This is a genomic window from Aeromicrobium panaciterrae, assembly GCF_039537165.1.
GTDB classification, from domain to species: domain Bacteria; phylum Actinomycetota; class Actinomycetes; order Propionibacteriales; family Nocardioidaceae; genus Aeromicrobium; species Aeromicrobium panaciterrae.
Genome location: NZ_BAAAZZ010000002.1, coordinates 1,897,432 through 1,918,502, shown reverse-complemented (window position 1 = coordinate 1,918,502; position 21,071 = coordinate 1,897,432). Strand labels below are relative to the sequence as shown.

The following is a 21,071-nucleotide window of genomic DNA, read 5'->3' as shown; positions in this document are numbered from 1 at the left end:
CCTCCATGAGCCAGACTGACGCGATGAAGATCCCCACACCCTTCTGGCGCTCGGTCGAGGCGCTCAACAACTTCGTCTACCTGGTGCCCGAGGCCGCGACCCACTACAAGGCGATCGGGCTCAAGGGCTCGTGGATGGGCTACTTCGCGTCCCGCTCGGCACCGCTGGGCGCGGCATCGCCGGAGCTCGTCATCGCGACGTTCCACGGCTTTGCGCCGCACCTGGTCCACCGCGCGATCCCGGATGCGTGGTCGTTCGCCACCCCGGAGGCCGTGCTCGCATCGCGTCTCGAGCTGGCGACCGGCGTGCTGGGCAAAGCCGTGACCGCCGAGCAGGCGGCACCGCTGGCAGACGCACTGGAGAAGGTCGTCGGCGGGCTCGACCTGGCCGGCAAGCCGCTGGCGGCCGCGCACGCCTCGTTGTCGCTGCCGCCGGACGACCTCGAACGTTTCTGGCTGCTCGACGCCGTCGTACGCGAGTACCGCGGCGACTGCCACATCGCGCTGCTCCTCGCGGAAGGTCTCAACGGTGTCGACGCCAACGTGCTCAACGTCGCGGCCGGACGTACGTTCCCCAACCAGCAGTCGCTGCGCGGATGGAGCGACGAGGAATGGGCCGCGGGCAAGGAGCGGCTCCGCGAGCGCGGCTGGCTCGACGGCGCGGGTCAGCTCACCGAGTCGGGCACCGCGTTCCGCAACGAGCTCGAGGACCGTACCGACCAGGTCTGCGAGGCGTGGATGACCGACGAGGCCATCGCCGCCGCGGTTGACGTGACGGAGGACATCCGGGCGGCCGCGCGTGCCCTGAGGACCCTGTTCAGTCCCGCCTGACGCTCTACCGTGGAGACATGGCTTCCCCAGCGATCGAGATCGAGGTCGACGACAAGGTCGTGCGGGTCACCAACCCCGACCGGGTCTACTTCCCCGAGCACGGGTGGACCAAGCACGACCTGATCGACTACTACCTCGCGGTCGGCGACGGGATCGTCAACGCGTTGTACGAGCGGCCCTGCATGCTGCACCGGTTCCCCAAGGGACTGGCCGGCGACAAGGTGCACCAGAAGAAGGTGCCTCCGGGCGCCCCGCCGTGGCTCGAGACCGTGCCCATCCACTTCCCGCGCTACGACCGCATCGTCCACGAGGTCTGCGTGACCGAGCTGGCGACCGTGATCTGGGCGGTTCAGATGTCGACCGTCGAGTTCCATCCCTGGAACAGCCGCCGCGCCGACACCGAGAAGCCCGACGAGTGGCGCATCGACCTCGACCCCGGGCCGGAGTGTGACTTCGACACGGTACGACGCGTCGCCCACGTCGCCCACGAGGTGCTCGACGGGCTCGGGGCCACCGGATTCCCCAAGACCTCCGGCGGGTCGGGTCTGCACATCTACGTACGCATCCCGCCCGATCGCGGGTTCCACGACGTACGGCGTGCTGCTCTCGCATTCGCCCGCGAGGTCGAGCGACGCGCCCCCGATGACGTCACGACGACGTGGTGGCGCAAGGACCGCGACCCGGCGCAGCTGTTCGTCGACTACAACCAGAACGCCCGCGACCACACGATCGCCGCGGCCTATTCCGTCCGCGGGTTCGCCGACGGGCGCGTCTCGACGCCGATCCGCTGGGACGAGGTCGACGACGTCGACCCGCACGACTTCACGATCGCGACGGTGCCGCCGCGCTACCAGAAGCTGGGCGACCTCCACGACGGCATCGACCAGACATCGTTCGACATCGCCCCGCTGCTGGACTGGGCCGACCGGGACGAGCACGGAGGCGCCGAGCCACCGGTCGACCCGGAGAGCTGAGTCTCAGGCGACTTCGACGTCGAGGGTGACGTCGACGTTGCCGCGGGTCGCGTTGGAGTAGGGGCACACCTCGTGCGCCACGGCGACGGCTTTCTCGGCTTCCGCCTGCGAGACGCCCGACAGCTCGACGTGCAGGGTGATCGCCAGCTCGAACCCGCCCAGGCCGTTCGGGCCGATGCCGACCTCGGCGGTGACGGCCGAGTCGGTGACGTCGACGCCGTGCTGCGCCTTGGTGGCCTTGAGCGCGGAGTGGAAGCACGCGGCGTAGCCGGCAGCGAACAGCTGCTCAGGGTTGGTCGCGCCGCCGGCCCCACCCATCTCGACCGGCATGCGCACGTCGGTGTCGACCAGGCCGTCGGTCGACCGTACGTGGCCGTTGCGGCCATCTCCGGTCGAGGTGGCGACTGCGGTGTAGAGGATCTGCTCGGGCATGTGAAGCTCCTTGGGTTGATGTAGACTAACTAGTACGTCTACCTCAGATCAAACCACGATCATGGGACGATGGCAAACCCGAAGGAGTGTGACGATGCCGACCACCGCCTCCCCCGTGCGCGAGCGCATCCTCGATGCCGCGACACGTCGCTACTACGCCGACGGCATCCGTGCGGTGAGCGCCGATCGGCTCATCGCCGAGGCCGGCGTCTCCAAGGTCACGTTCTACCGACACTTCCCGACCAAGGACGACCTCATCACCGCCTACCTCACGCAACAGGTCGCGGCGGTCGAAGACGCCCTGACGGCGAAACGCGCCGAGCTCACGGACGATCCGGCCGGCGTGCTCGAGTGGTACGCCGAATCCGTCGGCTCGGTGATGTGCACGCCGGGTTTCCGCGGCTGCGCCTTCATCAACGCCGCTGCCGAGCTGCCCCGCGACCACCCCGCCAGTCGCGTGGTGCGCGACCACCGCACCTGGCTGATCGGCCAGTTCCGCGAGCTGCTCACCGAGCTCGGCGTCGCTGACGTGGACGGCAAGGCCGAGCAGCTCATGATGCTGCGCGACGGCGCCATGGTCGCCGGCTACGTCGGCGACTCAGCCCAGGCAGTCTCCGCGACCCTCGTCACGGCGGGCCGCGCCGTGATCGGCCGTTGACTCAGATGCCCTGGGCGGCGAGCAGCACCTCGACGGCTGATCGGGCCGCCGGCGACGCCTCGCCGCGTACGACGCTGTAGGCACTGACGCCGTCGAACATCATCGTGAGCTGGACACCGAGGGCCTGCGGGTCCCCGGCACCCGCGAGGCGCGCCTGCTCCTCGAAGAACGCGTTGAGCTCGAGCTTGTAGCCCAGCGCCGCAACCGCGGCCGGGTGCGTGCGGTCCTTGAGCTCGGTGGCCACGTTCACGAACGGGCAGCCATGGAACTGCGGCGTCATCGCCTGGGCGGCGAGCGAGTCGAACACCGCGAGGATCCGGTCGCGCGGTGCGGCATCCGCAGCGGTGTCCAGCCCCTCCATCACGTGGGACGCCCGGAGCTTGAGCATCTCGACGAGGACCTCGTCCTTGCTGCCGAAGTGCTGGTACATCGACCGCTTCGACACCTGGGCGACGTCGCACAGCCGGTCGACGCCGATGTGGACGCCCTCGGTGTAGAACAGGTCCTCGGCTGCGGCGAGCAGGCGCTCGCGCGGCTTGGGCTTGATGGTCGTGGTCACCGCAACAGAATACGCGGAAGGTTGCGATAAGTAAACCGATCTGTGTACTCTTCCGAAGTACACCAATCTGTTTACTTCTCACCCTAGGACCCACCATGACCTCACTCGCCAACCAGACCGCCCTCGTCACCGGCGCCAACCGCGGGATGGGCAAGGAATTCGTCCTCCAGCTCCTCGAGCGCGGCGCTGCCAAGGTGTACGCCACCGCCCGCGACGCCTCGACGATCGACACGAGTGACCCGCGCGTCGTCGCGCTCCAGCTCGACGTGACCGACGCCGAGTCCGTCGAGGCCGCTGTTGCCGCAACCCCCGACGTCAACGTCCTGATCAACAACGCCGGGATCGTCGCCGGCGGACCGCTGCTGACGGCTGACCAGACCGCGATCCGCCAGGAGTTCGAGACCAACTACTTCGGACCCCTGCGCCTCGCCTCGCTCCTGGGTGACCGCATCGCCGACAACGGCAACGGCGTCATCCTCAACATGCACTCAGCCCTGTCATGGGTCTCGTTCGGCGGCTCGTACGAGCCGACCAAGGCTGCGCTCTGGAGCGCGACGAACGGCATCCGTCTCGCGCTCGCACCCCGAGGCGTCCAGGTCGTCGGGCTGCACGTGGGCTATGTCGACACCGACATGGTCGCCGGTGTCGACGCGCCGAAGTCGGCCCCTGCTGACGTCGTGCGCTCGGCCCTCGACGGCATCGAGGCCGGCGACCTCGAGGTGCTCGCCGACGAGATCAGTCACCAGGCGAAGGCCGCGCCGGGCCTGCCGATCGAGGCGGTCTACCCGCAGCTGGCGGCTCAGCCCGCCTGATCAGCTCCGCAGCAGGTAGGCGTCCATGACCCAGCCCGCGTCAGCCTTCGTGGCGGCGCGGGCTGCGTCGATCTCGGCAGCCACCTCGCCGACCCGGCCGGCGACGAGTCGCTCGTGTTGAGTGCCGAGGTTGGCGCCCCACCAGATGTGCCAGTCCTCAAGCCCGGCGAGCTCCAGACGCGCGCTCAGCATGACCAGGATGTTGTCGGCACCCGCATCGACGGCTTCCCCCAGCTTGCGGGCCGTCGTGACCGTGATCGGCTGGCCGATCTCGTGCAGCACGATGCGGTGCCGCGCGGCGAGCAGCTGCAGGCTCGAGATCCCGGGGATGACGTCCCACTCGGCCTCGACGTTGCCACGGGCCAGGATGCGTTCGACGATGCGGATCGTGGAGTCGTAGAACGCGGGATCGCCCCATACGAGGAACCCGACGTCACCGGGCTGGTCGAGGATCACCCGCTCGTACGCCTCGGCGCGCGACTCGTGCCAGTTGCTGACCGCGCCCTGGTAATCCGCAGGGTCGGCGCGGTCGCGCTCGGGATCACGTACCGCGGCGACCTTGGCGCCTGGAACGTGCCGGGCCAGCAGCGCCTGACGCGCGGCGAGCAGCGGATCGTCGTCGGCCTTCTCGGCCACCACGAAGTACGCCACCGAGCGCATCGCGGCGACCGCCTCGAGCGTCACCTGGTCGGGGTCTCCCGGACCGATGCCGATGACGCGGATGCGCCGCATCAGCCCTTGTCTTCCAAGTCGCCCTCGATGTCGAGGTAGACCTGCTGCATCTCGGCGAGCACGTCAGGATCCGGATCGGCCCACAGGTCGCGTTCGGCCGCCTCGTTGAGCCGCTCGATGATGCCGCGCAGCGCCCAGGGGTTCGACTTCTTCATGAACTCCTGGTTGACCTCGTCGAGCACGTACTCCTTGGCGAGGGTCTCGTACATCCAGTCGTGCACGACGCCGGTCGTGGCGTCGAAGCCATAGAGGTAGTCGACCGTCGCGGCGAGCTCGAACGCGCCCTTGTAGCCGTGGCGCTGCATCGCACCGATCCACCGCGGGTTGACGACGCGGGCGCGGAACACCCGAGTCGTCTCCTCCTGCAGGGTGCGCGTGCGTACGGCGTCAGGTGTCGTCGAGTCCCCGACGTACGCCTTGGGGTCGGTGCCGGTCAGCGCACGCACCGTGGCGACCATGCCGCCGTGGTACTGGAAGTAGTCGTCGGAGTCGGCGATGTCGTGCTCACGGGTGTCGATGTTCTTGGCCGCGACCGCGATGCGCTTGTAGTTGGCGCGCATGTCGTCGGCGGCCGGTGCACCGTCGAGGTCGCGGCCATACGCGAAGCCGCCCCACGCGGTGTAGACCTCGGCGAGGTCCTTGTCGTCGCGCCAGTTGCCAGCCTCGATGACCTGCAGGATGCCGGCGCCGTACGAGCCGGGCTTGGACCCGAAGATGCGTGTCGTGGCCCGGCGCTGATCTCCGTGGACGGCGAGATCGCGCTGCGCGTGCGCGCGTACGTAGTTCTGGTCGTCGGGCTCGTCGAGCTCGGCGACCTGACTGATGGCATCGTCGAGGATGCCAATGACGTGCGGAAACGCGTCACGGAAGAAGCCAGAGATGCGTACCGTCACGTCGATGCGGGGACGGCCCAGATCGTCGAGCGGCACGACGCGCAGGCCGTTGACTCGACGCGATGCGGGATCCCATTCGGGCTCGACACCGATCAGCGCCAACACCTCGGCGATGTCGTCGCCGGACGTACGCATGGCCGACGTGCCCCAGACCGAGAGGCCCACCGATCGCGGGTAGTCGCCGGTGTCGGCGAGGTGGCGCTCGATCAGCGAGTCGGCCATGGCCCGGCCGGTCTCCCACGCGAGTCGGGACGGCACGGCCTTGGGGTCGACGGTGTAGAAGTTGCGTCCGGTCGGCAGCACGTTGACCAGTCCACGCAGCGGCGAGCCCGACGGGCCTGCCGGGATGAACCCGCCGTCGAGCGCGTGCAGCACGTGGTCGAGCTCGTCGGTGGTCTTGGCCAGTCGCGGCACGACCTCGGTGGCGGCGAACTCGAGGACTCGTACGACCTCGGGCGCATCCGTCAGGGTGCGAGCCGTCGCGGCCTCCCAGTTGGCGTCCTCCATGGCCTGGATCAGCGTCCTGGCCTCGACCTCGATCTCGTCGATGTCGCCGAGCTGCGACCCGTCCTTGAGGCCGAGCGCGGCACGCAGGCCGGGGACGGCTCCGGTCTCGCCACCCCAGATCTGGCTTGCCCGCAGGATCGAAAGCACAAGGTTGACCCGCGCCTCGCCCCGGGGAGCCTGGCCGAGCACGTGCAGGCCGTCGCGGATCTGGGCGTCCTTGATCTCGCACAGCCAGCCGTCGACGTTGAAGATGAAGTCGTCGAAGTCGTCCTCGTCCGGGATGTCGTCGAGGCCGAGATCACGGTGCATCTCCGCGGCCCGCATGTGGGTCCAGATCTGCGACCGGATCGCCGGAAGCTTGGCCGGGTCCATCGCCGCGATGTTGGCGTACTCGTCGAGCAGCTGCTCGAGCTTGGCGATGTCGCCGTACGACTCGGCGCGTGCCATCGGCGGGATCAGGTGGTCGACGATCGTGGCGTGCGCGCGGCGCTTGGCCTGCGCGCCCTCGCCCGGGTCGTTGACGAGGAACGGATAGATCAGCGGCAGGTTGCCGATCGCGGCGTCGGTGCCGCAGGACGCCGACAGTGCGGCGTTCTTGCCGGGCAGCCACTCCATCGAGCCGTGCTTGCCGAGGTGGACGACGGCATGGGCACCGAATGATTGCTCGACCCAGCGGTAGGCAGCCAGATAGTGGTGCGACGGAGCCATGTCGGGATCGTGATAGATCGCAACGGGGTTCTCGCCATACCCGCGGGGGGGCTGGATCATCAGCACGATGTTGCCGGCCCGGATCGTGGCCAGCACGATCTCCTGCTGATCATTCACAAACAGCTTGCCGGGGGCGGGGCCCCACGCTTCAAGCATCGCGTCGCGCAGGTCGGGGTGGAAGCCCTCGAACCAACCCTCGTACTGAGCGGCGGGGATGCGTACGTGGCTCTCGGTCAGCTGCACCTGGGTGAGCCACTCCTCGTCCTGGCCGCCGGCCGCGATGAGCGCGTGGATCAGCGCGTCACCTGCTTCGGTGAGGTCGTCGAGCTCCAGACCGGGAATCTCCCCTGGTGCGCCGAGGTCGTAGCCCGCGTCGCGCATCTCGCGCAGCAGGCGGATCGTCGACACCGGGGTGTCGAGCCCGACCGCGTTGCCGACGCGGCTGTGCTTGGTCGGGTAGGCCGACAGCATCAGCACGATCTTGCGCTCGGATGGCGGCGTATGGCGCAGGCGGGCGTGGGCGACCGCGATGCCGGCGACCCGGGCACATCGCTCGGGGTCGGCGACGTAGCGCGGCAGTCCGTCCTCGTCGATCTCCTTGAACGAGAACGGTGCCGTGATGATGCGACCGTCGAACTCGGGGATCGCGATCTGGCTGGCCGAGTCGAGCGGCGTGACGCCGTCGTCCGAGGCCGCCCAGTCCTCGCGGCTCGAGGTCAGGCACAGGCCCTGCAGGATCGGGATGTCGAGAGCCTTCATGCGCTCGACGTCCCACGCCTCGTCATCACCGCCGGCGCTCACGGTGCCGGGCTTGGTGCCGCCGGCCGCGAGCACCGTGACGACCAACGCGTCGAGAGTCGCCAGCTCGGTGAAGAGCGCGTCCGGAGCGGCCCGCAGCGATGAGCTGAAGATCGGCACGCCGTACGCCTCGCCGGTCGCGTCGATCGCATCGGCGAGCTGGTGCGCGAACCCGCTGTTGCCCGAGGCCTCATGCGCCCGGTAGTAGAGGACGCCGATACGCGGACGATCAGCGCCGATCGTTCGCTCCGCGACACCCCATTCGGGCAGGACGGCGGGCGGCTCGAAGCCCAGACCGGTGAGCAGGACGGTGTCCGACAGGAATGCGTGCAGCTGGCTGACGTTGGCCGGGCCGCCTTCGGCGAGGTAGCGGTGCGCCTCCGCGGCGGTGCCGACCGGCACGGTCGAGTGGCTCATCAGCTCGGCGTCGGGGGTCTGCTCGCCACCGAGGACGACGACGGGAGCACCCGAGGCCAGCACGGTGTCGAGTCCTTCGCGCCACGAGCTCGCCGTACCGAGGATGCGTACGACGATGAGGTCGGCTCCCTCGATCACGGGAGGCAACTCGGTGGCGACGTCGAGCCGCGACGGGTTGGCCAACACGTAGTCAGCGCCGCTCGAGCGGGCCGACAACAGGTCGGTGTCGGACGTGGACAGCAGCGCGATGCGCGTCATGTTCCTCCTCGGGGTTCTCGCCCCGTGTGGTGGGTTGCTCCACGCTCAGTGTCTGGCTGGCCTCATCGGCTGTCACAGTGGCGGAACCGCTCCGGAGTCGCACCGGATTCCTGCGTCGTGGAAGTGATCACAGACTACCGGCACCTCGACGTACGAGATGATGACCCGTATGGATGACGCGGCGCTCGACCTCGCTGCGGCGGTCGGACCGTTCTTCGTCCTCGACCGCTGGACCGCCGATGCTGGGTGGCGACCGCTGAGCGAGCTGGTCGAACGGCCCGACGTTCTGGCCGAGCGGGTGAGGGCTGCACGCGAGATGCTCGCCGAGCGATCGCGAGTCACGGTCGATGAGATCGAGGAGCGCGCCACGGCCTCGATCGTGTTCCTCGGTCTGGCGGCGCGGCTGGTGTCACCGCCGTTCGCGTGCGCAGCACTGGCCGATCACCTCCCCAGCCTCTCGCTCGCTGCCCTGTGGTGGCAGCCAACCGTCAGCGGCCCGTGGCCGCTCGCCAGGAGCGCTTCGGCGCCGACGACGTCACACGGTCTCGACCAGCAGGTCCTGCAGCCGATCGTGGCTCCCGTGCTGGAGGCCTTCGCCCGTACGTTCACCGTGTCGGAGCAGGTGCTGTGGGGCAATGTCGCGTCAAGCCTGGCGGGCGCACTCACGATGCTGCGCGCCGCTCGCCCCGACAAGGCCGATCGCGCCACCGAGCTCGTCCGCGACCTGCTCGCGTCAGGAACCCTGCAGGGCACCGGCGACCTCGGCCCTCCGTTCACGCGTCATTCGTGCTGCCTGTTCTATCGAGTGCCGGGCGCCGGGATCTGTGGCGACTGCGTGCTGGACGAGGCACCAACGCCCGCGTGACACCATGACGGGGTGAAGAATCGCTCCCATTCCGACCGGTGCCCGGGCGTCCTGCGTCCGTGGATCGCCGACGACGGAGCGATCGTACGGCTGCGACTCATCGGTGGCGTCCTGCCGACCTCGGCCCTGCGGGATCTGGTCGTCATCTCCGACACGTACGCCGACGGCACGGTCCTGCTGACCAAGCGGACCAATCTGCAGCTCCGCGGCATCCAGCACTCGGACAGCTGCGTGCCGTCCGATCTGGTGGACGCCCTCTCCCGGGCCGGGCTGCTGCCGTCGCCCAGCCATGAGCTCGTCCGCAATGTCATGGTGTCGCCTCTCACGGGGCGCGTCGGTGGTCAGGCAGACCTCCGCGAGACAGCCCTCGAGCTCGACCGGCAGCTGTGCGCTGATCCCGATCTCGCGTCACTCGCCGGACGCTTCTTGTTCGTGCTCGATGATGGCCGTGGCGACATCGAGTCACGGTCCTTGGACCTCGGACTGATGGCCGTGGACGCCAAGACGGTGCAGCTGCGGATCGGCTCACATCTGTGGGGTCCGCTCGTCCCCCTCGAGGACGCACCCGAAGCACTGCTGTCGTACGCGCGCAGGTTCCTCGCCCTGCGCGGTGACGGCGAGACCGCGCTGTGGCACGTCGACGAGCTTCCCCAAGGCGGCGAAGAGCTGCTCAACGAGCACCATGCCCGTGACCTGCGGACCCAGGTCAGCGCCCTCCCGCCGCCGTACGGCATCATCGCGCAGGACGATGGCCGCAGCGCCGAGCATGTTGCGGTGCCCGACGGACTGCTCACCTCTGAGCTCGCCGCCACGATCCTCGATCGCGCCGGCACCGAGGTGATCGTGACGCCGTGGCGGAGCGTCGTCATCCCCGATCTGGAGTCTGAATGAGCGAGCGAAGCGAGCGAAACAACAGCGAATTCATTCCGTCGTCTCCGTACCGTGCTGTTCATACGGAGGCGGCGGAATGAAGCGTCCCACCCGCCACTACGACTACGTGGCCGATGGCCCGGCGATCTACGTCGACTCGTTCGCGACGATCCGCGCCGAGGCCGAGCTGTCGCACATACCGGCCGATGCCGAGAAGGTCGCCGTACGCATGGTGCACGCCTGCGGTCAGGTCGACCTGACCCGCGACCTCGAGATCCATCCTCGCTTGGTCGCGGCGGCACGTGGCGCACTCGAGTCGGGTGCGCCGATCCTGACGGACGCCACCATGGTCGCCTCGGGAGTGACCCGCGCACGGCTGCCGAAGGACAACGAGGTGCTGTGCTTCCTGCGCGATGAGCGCGTCCCTGGGTTGGCGAAGGAATGGGCGACGACCCGCTCGGCCGCGGCTGTCTCATTGTGGGAGGACCGCCTCGAAGGTGCTGTGGTGGCGTTCGGCAATGCCCCGACCGCACTCTTCCACCTCCTCGAGATGTTGCTCGACGGCGCACCGCGCCCGGCGGCAATCATCGGTACGCCGGTGGGCTTCATCGGTGCTGCGGAGTCCAAGGAAGCCCTCGCCTCGTTCGAGCTCGACATTCCGTACCTGACGGTTCACGGCCGACGCGGCGGATCGGCCATGGCCGCATCGGCGCTCAATGCGATCGCGCAGGAGCGCGAGTGACCGGCCGCTTGTATGGCGTCGGGCTCGGTCCCGGCGACCCCGAGCTCATCACGCTCAAGGCCGCCCGCCTGATCGCCGCGGCCGACGTCATCGCGTTCCACGCCGGAGTCGGCAAGCAGTCGAATGCCCGCCGTATCGCCGCCGACCTCATTCCTGAAGGCGCGATCGAGGAAGAGCTCCGCTACCCCGTGACGACGGGCACGACGGCTCATCCCGGCGGCTATGCCGGCGCGATGGCCGAGTTCTACGAGGAGTCGGCCGCTCGGCTTGCGGTGCACCTCGAGGCGGGCCGTACCGTCGTCGTCCTCGCCGAAGGTGATCCGTTGTTCTACGGGTCCTACATGTACATGCACGACCGGCTGTCCGATCGGTTCGAGACCGAGGTCGTGCCCGGTGTCACCTCATTCGCGGCCGCCACGGCAACCGTCGCGTCGCCCCTCGTACGTCAGACCGATGTGCTCACGATCCTGCCCGGCACCCTCGATGAGGCCGAGCTGGCCAGGCGCCTCGCCGACACCGACGGCGCGATCATCATGAAGCTCGGCCGCACGTTCCCCAAGGTCGTCTCGGCACTTCGCCAGACCGGTCGACTCGACGGCGCCCTCTACGTCGAGCGCGCGTCAATGCCCGAGGAGCGGTGGCTGCCCGTCGCCGACGTCGATCCCGGTTCGGTCCCGTACTTCTCCCTGATCGTCGTCCCAACCCGTTCCCTTGGGAGGCCGCCCGCGGCCGACCGTGAGGGCGTGAGGGACGAACGACCGAAGGGAATGTCAGCCGCCGAGCTTCTGGTCATCGGTCTCGGACCCGGGCCCGATCGATGGATCACCCCCGAGGTCACCGAAGCGCTCGCCAACGTTCAGCACATCGTCGGTTACGCGCCGTACGTCAACCGGGTCCCGCAGCGCGAGGGCCTGACCCGGCACGCCTCCGGCAACACCGTCGAGGTCGACCGGGCACGTCTCGCCCTCGACCTGGCGCTCAAGGGTGAACGCGTCGCGGTCGTGTCGGGTGGCGATGCGGGGATCTTCGGCATGGCCGCGGCGGTGTTTGAAGCCGCCGAGGACGAGGCGTACGCCGATGTCCCGGTCCGTGTCCTGCCCGGCGTCTCCGCGGTACAGGCCGTCGCAGCGCGCGCGGGTGCACCGATCGGTGGCGACTTCGCGGTGATGAGCCTGTCGGATCGGCTCAAGCCGTGGTCGCTCATCGAGCAGCGGTTGCGTGCCGTCGCCGAGGCCGACCTCGTGCTGGCGATCTACAACCCTGCGTCGCGATCTCGTACGACTCAGGTTGCCGAGGCCCAGGCGATCCTGCTCGAGCATCGCGCTGGCGACACTGTCGTCGTTGTGGGTAGAGACGTCGGACGCGACGAGGAGTCGCTCACGGTCACCACCCTCGAGAAGCTCGATCCCGACACGATCGACATGAAGTGCCTGCTGATCATCGGTGCCAGCGGTACCCGCACGACCTCAGCCGGTCAGGTCTGGACCCCCCGCTTCGCGGACTAGTAACACCCAGTGGCGGTGAGCTCTCAACCGTATGACGGCTCTTTCGGTTGAGAGTCCACCGATCCTAGACGGCGAAGGTCGCTGCGGTCTCCCTACGACTTGCTCGAACGGTCGCGCTTCGGATCGTAGAGGTAGGACTCGGCGCCGCGTACGTCCTCGGCGAGCGCCTTGCCGACGAGGATGACGGCGGCCTGGCGTAGCCCGGCGGCTTCGACCTGATCGGCGATGTCGCCGAGGGTTCCGCGCAGCACGACTTCAGTCGGCTGGCTCGCGTTCGCGACGACCGCGACGGGGCAGTCGGATCCATACGCTTCTGCCAACTCGGCGGCGAGAGTTCGAGCGCGTGTGATCGCGAGATGCAGGACCAGAGTCGAACCCGTCGCCGCAAAGTTGACCAGCGCTTCACCTGACGGCATCGCCGTCGATCGCGCCTGGGTACGGGTCAGCACCACCGACTGAACGACCTCGGGCACCGTGAGCTCAGCACCGAGCAGGGCTGCGGCTGCTGCGTACGCCGGTACGCCCGGGGTCACGTCCCACGGCACCCCGTGGATGTCGAGCCGCTTGGTCTGCTCGTGCAGTGCGGAGTAGATCGACGGATCGCCGGAGCAAAGCCGTACGACCTCAAGGCCTGCAGCGTGGGCATCGACAAGCCGGGCCGTGATCTGGTCGAGGTCGAGGTCCTGCGTATCGACGAGCTGCGCACCGGCAGGGCAGTGGTCAAGAACGGCTTCGTCGATGTAGGTACCGGCATAGACGCACACGTCAGCGACATTGAGCAGCGAGACGGCGCGCAGCGTCAGCAGGTCAGCCGCACCTGGGCCGGCGCCAACGAAGTGCACGGTCACGCGTCGTCACCCTTGGTGACGGCCCACTGCGTGATGGCGCGGGCAGGGGTCCAGCCGGTGAACCGGCCGATCGGTGCGGCGTGCTCGACATGGAGGCGAGTCAGCTCTCCGCCCAGCTGCGAGTAACGCACCGCCAGCTCCGAGTCGGTCTCGAGCGTCACGCCGTGCACGACGAGTCGGCCTCCAGGACGGAGTGCCGCCCAGCAGGCGTCGAGGACGCCATCCTCTGATGCCCCGCCGCCGATGAAGATCGCATCGGGGGCGTCGAGACCCTCCAGAGCCTCGGGCGCATGCCCGGTCAGGACATTGAGAGCCGGTACGCCGAGGGTCGCCGCATTGCGAGCGATGCGTTCGGCTCGATCCTCTCGCGCCTCGATCGCGATCGCCTGGCACGTGGGATGTGCACGCAGCCACTCGATCGCGACCGAGCCAGCGCCCGCACCGACATCCCAGAGCAGCTGGCCCGGAAGCGGTGCGAGGCGAGCCAGCGCCGATGCGCGTACGTCACGCTTGGTGATCTGCCCGTCATGCTCGAACGCGCTCTCCGGCAGGCCGGCGACGAAGCCGAGCGCCGCGGCACCGGAGCTGATGAGCTCGACGGCAGCGACGTTGAGATCGGACACGCGCTGGTCGCCCCATGACGCGGCGAACCCATCGGTACGCGACTCGGTGTCCGAGCCGAGATCGGCCAGCACCGTCAAGGGGCTCGCGCCGTAGCCCGCTGCCGTGAGCAGCCGCGCAACCTCTGCCGGCGTCGAACCGTCGGACGAGAGCACGAGAAGTCGCAGGCCCGGCGCGAGCGAGCGCGCCACGACGTTGGGGTCGCGGCCGACCAGTGTCACCACTTCGGTCGACTCGGCCGACCAGCGCATGCGAGCGCGAGCGAGGGCGACCGAGGAAAGTGCGGGCACGATCTCGACGCAGTCCTTGCCCAGCAGGTCGACAAGTGTTGTCGCGATGCCAGACACGAGTGGGTCGCCGGAGGCGAGTGCCACGACTTGCAGGCCGTCGTACTTCTCGAGCAGCGCCGGCAGCCCGTCGCGCAGCGGCGACGGCCAGGCCTCGCGGGTCTGGTCGGCAGCGGGCAGCATCGCCAGGTGGCGCTTTCCACCGAGCACGACATCGGCTGACTCGATGAGAGCCTGTGCCGAGGCCGAGAGTCCGGTCCAGCCGTCTGCACCGATACCGACGACCGTGACCTGTGTGTTCATGCCCGTGACGATATCTGCCTGATGCGTGACAACGGTCGCCCGATGGGCTTATCGTTTGTCGATAACAACGATTATCGATAAGGAACGCTCGGTGAAAAGGCCCAAGACGCACGACCCGCTAGGTCCGCTCGACTTCGTGACAAGTTTCTTCGCGACGCTGTTGGGTGTGCTGATCCTGCTGGTCACGGCTTCGGCCATCTTCGGTTGGGGAGGCAGCACCCTCGGCATGGGTGGCGAGAGTGTGTGCGTCACGACAGATCTCAGGACGTTCGGCCTGACTGAGGACCCGTACGGCGATGTCCGGAAGGAGGACGGCATTCACCGCAAGGTGAGCATCGACCCCGACGGGACGCAGCTCTGCGACGGCGACCCGGGCCTTCGCCAGCATGCCTCCAGCGGGCTCACCCAGGCACCTTCGGCCATCGTGTTCTTCGCCTTCGTCCTGCTGACCCGCCGGATCATCCGGTACGCGCGGCGACACGGCTTGTTCTCGGTCGAGCTGGCACAGCGCATCACGCGTCTGGGCTGGCTGCTGTTGGCCGGTCTGTTGATGGCCGGGTTCCTCAAGTGGCTCGGCGAGGGGTTGTTGCTCTCCTCCATGGTCGACTCGATGTCGTGGACAGACGGATCGATCGGCGTGTCCGTGCCGGCTCTCATCGGCGCAGTTGGCGTCGTGAGCATCGGCCGCATCATGATTCGAGCGGCAGCGCTCCAGGCGGATTCTGACGCAACGATATGAGCGATCACCGCATCCGCATCACACTCGAAGACATGCTCGAGCGACGCGGCATGACTCTCACCGAATTGTCGGTCGCGGTCGACATCTCTCTGGTCAACCTGTCGATCCTGAAGACCGGCAAGGCCAAAGCAATCCGGTTCAGCACACTGACCCGTATCTGCGATGTTCTGGACTGCCAACCCGGCGAACTATTGGCATACGACGACAACCGATAGTCTTGCCAGCACAGTCTCGAGGTGCCCCTCACGGGGAGAATCGGGAAGCCGGTGCAAATCCGGCACAGGGCCCGCTGCGGTGACCCGGCGTCAGACCCGGGAAGTCCGAAGACCGGCCTCGAGGCTGAATGGCGGACGCAACCGTGCCCGTCATCGATGGCAGATCGAGCGGGAGCCCCACATGCCACAGCACTACCCTTTCAGCGCTGTCGTCGGATCCGACGACATGGCGCTCGCCCTGACCCTTTCGACGATCTCACCCGCCATCGGCGGCGTGCTCGTGCGCGGCGAGAAGGGCACCGCCAAGTCGACCATGGTCCGCGCCCTCGCCTCCGTGCTGCCGCAGATCGACGTCATCGCCGGCGACCGGTTCTCGACCGATCCCCGCGAGTCGAACCCGCTGTCGCCTGACGGTCCGTTCGCGGCCGATGCCGACGTCGAGACCCGGCCCGTACGGCTCGTCGAGCTTCCCGTCGGCGCCACCGAGGATCGCGTACTCGGCTCGCTCCACCTCGAGAAGGCCCTGTCGGACGGTGTCACCGAGTACGAGCCCGGCCTGCTGGCCCGAGCACATCGCGGCATTCTCTACGTCGACGAGGTCAACCTGCTGCACGACCACCTCGTCGATCTTCTGCTCGACGCCGCGGCGATGGGTCGCTCGACCGTCGAGCGCGACGGGGTCTCGGTCGAGCACGCCGCCCGCTTCGTCCTCGTCGGCACCATGAACCCCGAAGAAGGCGAGCTTCGCCCGCAGCTCCTCGACCGGTTCGGCCTCACGGTCGAGGTCGCTGCACCACGGGACCCGGAAGCCCGGGTCGAGGTCGTACGCCGGCGACTCGCGTACGAAGCCGATCCCGATGGGTTCGCCGCCCGGTACGCCGAACACGAGGCGACGCTGACTGACCGCATCGAGGCTGCGCAGAAGCTCGTCGACGAGGTCGTCCTCAGCGACTGGGCGTTGCTCAAGATCGCTGAGGTGTGTGCAGCGTTCGAGGTCGACGGCATGCGTGCCGACATCGTCACCGCTCGCGCGGCTGCCGCCCATGCTGCATGGAACGGCCGCACCAGCGTGCTCCGCGAAGACATCCGAGCGGCCGCCCGACTCGCGTTGCCGCATCGTCGCCGGCGCAACCCGTTCGACGCCCCCGGGATCGACGAGGACCTGCTCGACCAGATCCTCAACGACGACGAGCCACCGCCGGAGCCCGAAGGCGACGGTGCAGACGAATCCGAGCCAGCGACGCAGGAGTCCCAGGCCTCCGAGTCCGAGGCGGGCGACGCCGAGGCTTCTACAAGCTCACCAGACGAGGTCCCGAAGCCTGACAACACGGCCCAGCACGAACGGCCTCAGCAGGCCGGCGGCAGCAGCGAGATAACGGTCGCTGCCCCGCAGCAGCCCTACCGGCCCAAGCTGTTCACGGTAGGTGGCACCGGGGCGGGTGAGTCCGGCAAGCGTTCGCGCGCCATCACCGAGACCGGCCGGCGCATTGGCGCCCAACGGCGTACCGGCGAGGGCGGCTCGATCCACCTCCTGGAGACGATCCGTGCCGCCGCCCCGCACCAGCACGCCCGGGGCCGCGTGCACAACCTGCAGTTCCGCAGCGACGACCTGCGGCTGGCCGTCAAGGAAGGACACGAGTCCAACCTGATCCTGTTCTGCGTCGATGCCTCAGGTTCCATGGCAGCGCGCAAGCGGATGGAGCAGGTCAAGACCGCGATCCTGTCGCTGCTGATGGACGCCTACCAGCGACGGGACAAGGTCGGACTGATCACGTTCCGCCAGGACCACGCCGAGCTCGCGCTCCCGCCGACTGGCTCGATCGACATCGCCGCGACCCGGCTCGCCGAGCTGCCCGCCGGTGGCCGTACGCCGCTCGCCGAGGCGTTGCTCAAGACCACCGACGTGCTGCGCCTCGAGCGCGTACGCGATCCGCGTCGTCGTCCGCTGCTGGTCGTCATCACCGACGGCCGGGCAACCTACGGCGAGAACGCCCTCGGCAGGGCACATCAGGTGGCGAAGCACCTCGGCGCCACCGGCGTCGCGAGCCTCGTCATCGACTGCGAGACCGGCACGTTCCGCATGGGACTCGCACACCAGCTCGCCGACCACCTGATGGCTGAATACATCCCCCTCGGTGAGGTCAGCGCCGCTGCCCTCACCGACGCAGTCAAGGGAGCCGCCTGATGGTCAAGGGTCAGCCCACATCCATTCCCGATGACGGCCTCACCACCAAGGAGCGGCGCAACCGACCGCTGCTGATGGTCCACACCGGCGACGGCAAGGGCAAGTCGACCGCCGCGTTCGGGTTGGCGATCCGTGCCTGGAACCAGGGTTGGAACATCGGAGTGTTCCAGTTCGTGAAGTCCGCCAAGTGGCGCATCGGTGAGCAGACCGTGCTCGAACGCCTCGGCGCCCTGCACGACGAGACCGGCGAGGGTGGACCCGTCGAGTGGCACAAGATGGGTGCCGGCTGGTCATGGTCGCGCAAGGAAGGGTCCGACGAGGACCACGCCGCCGATGCCGCCGAGGGGTGGGCCGAGGTCAAGCGCCGGCTCGCCGAAGAGACCCACGACCTGTATGTCCTCGACGAGTTCACGTACCTGATCAAATGGGGCTGGGTCGACATCGATGACGTCATCGAGACGCTCGCCGACCGGCCCGGCCGCCAGTACGTCGTCATCACGGGTCGCGGCGCCGACCCGCGCCTCGTCGAGATCGCCGATCTCGTGACCGAGATGAAGCACGTCAAGCACCCCTTCGACAACGGGCAGAAGGGCCAGCGAGGCATCGAATGGTGAACCTGCCTCGACTGGTGATTGCCGCGCCCGCCTCCGGCCACGGCAAGACCACGGTCGCCACCGGCCTGATGGCGGCGCTGGCGCGCGCCGGCCACGACGTGTCGGGACACAAGGTCGGCCCCGACTACATCGACCCGGGCTATCACGCGCTCGCGACCGGCAAGCCGGGCCGCAACCTCGACCCGCACCTGGTCGGCGAGGACCGCCTGGTTCCGCTGCTGCTGCACGGTGCCGGCAACGCGGATCTCGCGATCATCGAGGGCGTCATGGGACTGTACGACGGACAGATTGGTGGCGAGGGGTTTGCGTCGACCGCCCACGTCGCAACGGTCACCCGTACGCCCGTGGTCCTCGTCGTCGACATCTCGCACGCGTCCCGCTCGATCGCCGCACTGGTGCAGGGCATGGTCGCGTTCGACCCGTCCGTACGCATCGTCGGCGTCATCCTCAACAAGGCGGGCTCGCCGCGCCATGCGGGCGAGGTCATCAGCGCTCTCGGGTCGACGGGTCTGCCGGTGCTCGGCGTGCTGCAGCGCGATGACGGGATCGTCGCGCCGTCGCGCCACCTCGGACTCATACCTGCTGCCGAACGAGACGACGCGGCGCACGCGCTCGATCAGCTGGCGGACCAGATCGCCGAGAAGATCGACCTCGACCAGCTCCTCGCACTCGCGCACTCGGCTCCGGATCTCGACGCCGAGCCGTGGAAAGCGGCCGACGTCCTTCGCTCGCTGGCGCTCGCTCCCGGTCGGCCGCGGGCGGCCTCCCTAGGAACCGAACTTCCAATCGTGGCGATGGCCGGCGGCCGTGCGTTCACGTTCCGGTATGCCGAGACCGAGGAGCTGCTCCGCGCGGCCGGCTGCGAGGTCGTGACGTTCGACCCGCTCACCGACGAGACGCTGCCGGACCGAACCGCCGGCCTCTACCTCGGTGGCGGCTTCCCCGAGGTGCACGCCTCCGGCCTGTCCGCCAACGCTCCACTGCGTGAGGCGTTGCGGGCGGCAGTCGACTCGGGCATGCCGACGTACGCCGAGTGCGCCGGCCTGCTCTACCTGTGCCGCTCGGTCGACGGCATGCCGATGGTGGGCGCGCTCGACGCCGAAGCCGTCATGACACCCCGGCTCACGCTCTCCTATCGCACCGCGATCATCCCGGCCGACCAGCTGACCGGCACCGCCGGTACGCGCGTCACGGGCCACGAGTTCCACCGCACGACCGTCACGCCCATGGCTGCCGAGGCGGCCTGGCTCGTGGACGGGACGCCGGTCGGCTTCGGCTCGTCGACGCTGCATGCGTCGTACCTCCACACCCACTGGGCCGGTCACCCCGACATCGCCCAACGATTCGCGAATGCCGTGCACGCGTACGACCCGACTTCTCGAGGTCTCGATACGCCCGCTCGTTCCTCACCGGCACTCGACCACCCACTGCTCACCGACCGAGAGATCATCGCGCCAGCCCTCACCTGGCACGGGGATCGGGAGCTCTCCGACGGGCTCATCGATCTTGCGGTCAACATCCATGACGACGCCCGTCCTGCGTGGCTCGACTCCGCGCTCCGCAAGAGCCTCGACGACATCGGCGCCTACCCGGATCCGGCCGCAGCAGAGCACGCCATCGCCCAGCGCCACGGCCGACAGCCCGACGAGGTCCTCGCCACCGCCGGCGCCGCCGAGGCGTTCGGGCTGATCGCCCGCGCGCGGCCGTGGCGTCGCCCGGTCATCGTGCACCCACAGTTCACCGAGCCCGACGTGGCTCTCCTCGCGGCCGGCCACCAGCCCGAGCACGTCCTCACGGATCCGGCGAACGGATTCGTGCTCGATCCCGCGCTCGTCCCGGACGACGCCGACCTCGTCATGATCGGCAACCCGACCAATCCCACCAGCGTCCTGCACCCCGAGCAGTCGTTGCGCGCGCTCATGCGCCCGGGTCGGGTCGTCGTGGTCGACGAGGCGTTCATGGACTCGGTTCCGGACGAACGGCACACGCTCGCCGCGATCCCCGACCCCCAGCTGCTGGTCGTCCGAAGCCTGACCAAGCTCTGGTCGATCCCCGGCGTACGTGCCGGGTACGTCCTGGGGTCGCCCCAGCTGCTCGCCGAGCTCAAGGCACACCAGGCTCCGTGGTCGGTCTCGACGGCTGCCATCGCCGCGATGGTTGCGACATCAGACCCTGAGGCGCTGGCCGAGGCCGCGAGGCGTACGACCAGGATCGGCCAGCACCGACGCGTGCTCACCGACGGGCTCACCGAACTTGGCATCCACCACGTGCCGGCCGCGGCTCCCTTCGTCCTGGCCAAGATCGGCGCCGGCGCACACGAACGACTCCGATCCGCTGGCTACGCCGTGCGTCGCGCCGACTCGTTCCCGGGTCTCGACGACACCTGGGTACGCATCGCGGTGCGCCGGCCCGACACCACCCGCAAGCTGCTCGCCACGCTTCGAATCGAGGGGCCATGGACCTGACACCCGGAACACATGCGCTCGTGGTCGGCGGCGACGGCCGCGCCACCGCCCAGGTCGCGACGTTGCTCGAGGAAGGCGCCGTCGTCACGGTCGTCGCGCCCACGGCCACGGCGTCGATCGAAGACCTCGCCGAGCGCGGACTGATCAGCTGGCACGCCCGCGAGGTCGAGATGAGCGATCTCGAGGCGGCGGGAATCGTCCTCACGGGTCACAGCGACCACGCCGCTCCCGAGC

19 protein-coding genes, 1 pseudogene and 2 riboswitches are annotated in these 21,071 nt (G+C 68.7%); of the genes and pseudogenes, 14 read left to right on the top strand and 6 right to left on the bottom strand.

What is annotated here, in order from left to right:
• Positions 1–5 precede the first annotated feature (5 nt).
• Complete coding sequence (locus ABD683_RS10245) at positions 6–830, top strand: SCO6745 family protein (RefSeq protein WP_344769659.1); 825 nt, start codon at positions 6–8, stop codon at positions 828–830.
• Between the two features lie 17 nt (positions 831–847).
• Positions 848–1,804: a non-homologous end-joining DNA ligase gene (gene ligD / locus ABD683_RS10240; RefSeq protein WP_344769658.1), complete on the top strand. Its 957-nt coding sequence runs from the start codon at positions 848–850 to the stop codon at positions 1,802–1,804.
• A gap of 3 nt (positions 1,805–1,807) precedes the next feature.
• Here ligD and ABD683_RS10235 read toward each other — a convergent pair whose 3' ends face one another.
• A complete protein-coding gene (locus ABD683_RS10235) occupies positions 1,808–2,236 on the bottom strand; it encodes an organic hydroperoxide resistance protein (RefSeq protein WP_344769656.1) in 429 nt (142 codons plus the stop codon).
• A 94-nt stretch (positions 2,237–2,330) separates the two neighbouring features.
• Here ABD683_RS10235 and ABD683_RS10230 point away from each other — a divergent pair, with 94 nt between their 5' ends.
• Complete coding sequence (locus tag ABD683_RS10230; RefSeq protein WP_344769654.1) at positions 2,331–2,894, top strand: TetR/AcrR family transcriptional regulator; 564 nt, start codon at positions 2,331–2,333, stop codon at positions 2,892–2,894.
• A 1-nt stretch (position 2,895) separates the two neighbouring features.
• Here the strand turns inward: ABD683_RS10230 and ABD683_RS10225 are convergent, their stop codons facing one another.
• The gene (locus tag ABD683_RS10225) at positions 2,896–3,453 is read right to left on the bottom strand and encodes a TetR/AcrR family transcriptional regulator (RefSeq protein WP_344769652.1); all 558 of its coding nucleotides are present in this window, start codon (positions 3,451–3,453) and stop codon (positions 2,896–2,898) included.
• Positions 3,454–3,548: 95 nt separating this feature from the next.
• Here ABD683_RS10225 and ABD683_RS10220 point away from each other — a divergent pair, with 95 nt between their 5' ends.
• The gene (locus ABD683_RS10220) at positions 3,549–4,265 is read left to right on the top strand and encodes an SDR family oxidoreductase (RefSeq protein ID WP_344769650.1); all 717 of its coding nucleotides are present in this window, start codon (positions 3,549–3,551) and stop codon (positions 4,263–4,265) included.
• On the opposite strand, the gene cobF is transcribed toward ABD683_RS10220, so the two are convergent.
• Positions 4,266–4,997 carry a precorrin-6A synthase (deacetylating) gene (gene cobF / locus ABD683_RS10215; RefSeq protein ID WP_344769648.1) on the bottom strand — a complete coding sequence of 244 codons (732 nt, stop codon included), beginning with the start codon at positions 4,995–4,997 and terminating at the stop codon, positions 4,266–4,268.
• Entirely contained in the window at positions 4,997–8,578 is a 3,582-nt protein-coding gene (gene cobN, locus ABD683_RS10210) for a cobaltochelatase subunit CobN (RefSeq protein ID WP_344769647.1), read from the bottom strand. The genes cobF and cobN overlap by 1 nt, the downstream gene beginning before the upstream one ends.
• A 26-nt stretch (positions 8,579–8,604) precedes the next feature.
• A riboswitch (cobalamin riboswitch) is annotated at positions 8,605–8,740 on the bottom strand.
• 7 nt (positions 8,741–8,747) lie between these two features.
• Between cobN and ABD683_RS10205 the strand changes: the two genes are divergently transcribed.
• The 4 genes from ABD683_RS10205 to ABD683_RS10190 all read left to right on the top strand — a co-directional run bounded on the left by ABD683_RS10205 (position 8,748) and on the right by ABD683_RS10190 (position 12,560).
• Positions 8,748–9,443 (top strand): (2Fe-2S)-binding protein, encoded by a 696-nt coding sequence (locus tag ABD683_RS10205; protein ID WP_344769646.1) that lies wholly within the window; start codon positions 8,748–8,750, stop codon positions 9,441–9,443.
• A 12-nt stretch (positions 9,444–9,455) separates the two neighbouring features.
• A complete protein-coding gene (locus ABD683_RS10200; RefSeq protein WP_344769644.1) occupies positions 9,456–10,334 on the top strand; it encodes a nitrite reductase in 879 nt (292 codons plus the stop codon).
• 76 nt (positions 10,335–10,410) lie between these two features.
• A complete protein-coding gene (locus ABD683_RS10195) occupies positions 10,411–11,055 on the top strand; it encodes a precorrin-8X methylmutase (RefSeq protein WP_344769642.1) in 645 nt (214 codons plus the stop codon).
• A complete protein-coding gene (locus ABD683_RS10190) occupies positions 11,052–12,560 on the top strand; it encodes a precorrin-2 C(20)-methyltransferase (RefSeq protein ID WP_344769640.1) in 1,509 nt (502 codons plus the stop codon). Before ABD683_RS10195 ends, ABD683_RS10190 begins: the two co-directional genes overlap by 4 nt.
• A gap of 92 nt (positions 12,561–12,652) precedes the next feature.
• Here ABD683_RS10190 and cobM read toward each other — a convergent pair whose 3' ends face one another.
• Positions 12,653–13,408 carry a precorrin-4 C(11)-methyltransferase gene (gene cobM / locus ABD683_RS10185; RefSeq protein WP_344769638.1) on the bottom strand — a complete coding sequence of 252 codons (756 nt, stop codon included), beginning with the start codon at positions 13,406–13,408 and terminating at the stop codon, positions 12,653–12,655.
• Entirely contained in the window at positions 13,405–14,619 is a 1,215-nt protein-coding gene (gene cbiE, locus ABD683_RS10180) for a precorrin-6y C5,15-methyltransferase (decarboxylating) subunit CbiE (RefSeq protein WP_344769636.1), read from the bottom strand. The genes cobM and cbiE overlap by 4 nt, the downstream gene beginning before the upstream one ends.
• 25 nt (positions 14,620–14,644) lie before the next feature.
• On the opposite strand from cbiE, the gene ABD683_RS10175 reads away from it, so the two are divergent.
• The 6 genes and pseudogenes from ABD683_RS10175 to ABD683_RS18555 all read left to right on the top strand — a co-directional run.
• A complete protein-coding gene (locus ABD683_RS10175) occupies positions 14,645–15,358 on the top strand; it encodes a DUF2975 domain-containing protein (RefSeq protein ID WP_344769634.1) in 714 nt (237 codons plus the stop codon).
• Positions 15,355–15,573 (top strand): helix-turn-helix domain-containing protein, encoded by a 219-nt coding sequence (locus ABD683_RS10170; RefSeq protein WP_344769632.1) that lies wholly within the window; start codon positions 15,355–15,357, stop codon positions 15,571–15,573. Before ABD683_RS10175 ends, ABD683_RS10170 begins: the two co-directional genes overlap by 4 nt.
• 2 nt (positions 15,574–15,575) lie before the next feature.
• Positions 15,576–15,708: riboswitch (cobalamin riboswitch) on the top strand.
• 46 nt (positions 15,709–15,754) lie between these two features.
• Positions 15,755–17,758, top strand: a complete 2,004-nt coding sequence (locus ABD683_RS10165; RefSeq protein ID WP_344769630.1) for a putative cobaltochelatase — start codon at positions 15,755–15,757, stop codon at positions 17,756–17,758.
• Positions 17,758–18,372, top strand: a complete 615-nt coding sequence (gene cobO, locus ABD683_RS10160) for a cob(I)yrinic acid a,c-diamide adenosyltransferase (RefSeq protein WP_344769629.1) — start codon at positions 17,758–17,760, stop codon at positions 18,370–18,372. Before ABD683_RS10165 ends, cobO begins: the two co-directional genes overlap by 1 nt.
• Positions 18,366–20,837: a bifunctional hydrogenobyrinic acid a,c-diamide synthase/histidinol phosphate aminotransferase CobBC gene (cobBC, locus tag ABD683_RS10155; RefSeq protein ID WP_344769628.1), complete on the top strand. Its 2,472-nt coding sequence runs from the start codon at positions 18,366–18,368 to the stop codon at positions 20,835–20,837. The genes cobO and cobBC overlap by 7 nt, the downstream gene beginning before the upstream one ends.
• Positions 20,828–21,067: pseudogene (locus ABD683_RS18555) on the top strand (NAD(P)-dependent oxidoreductase); the annotation flags it as partial. The gene cobBC and the pseudogene ABD683_RS18555, both read left to right, overlap by 10 nt.
• Positions 21,068–21,071: the final 4 nt, after the last annotated feature.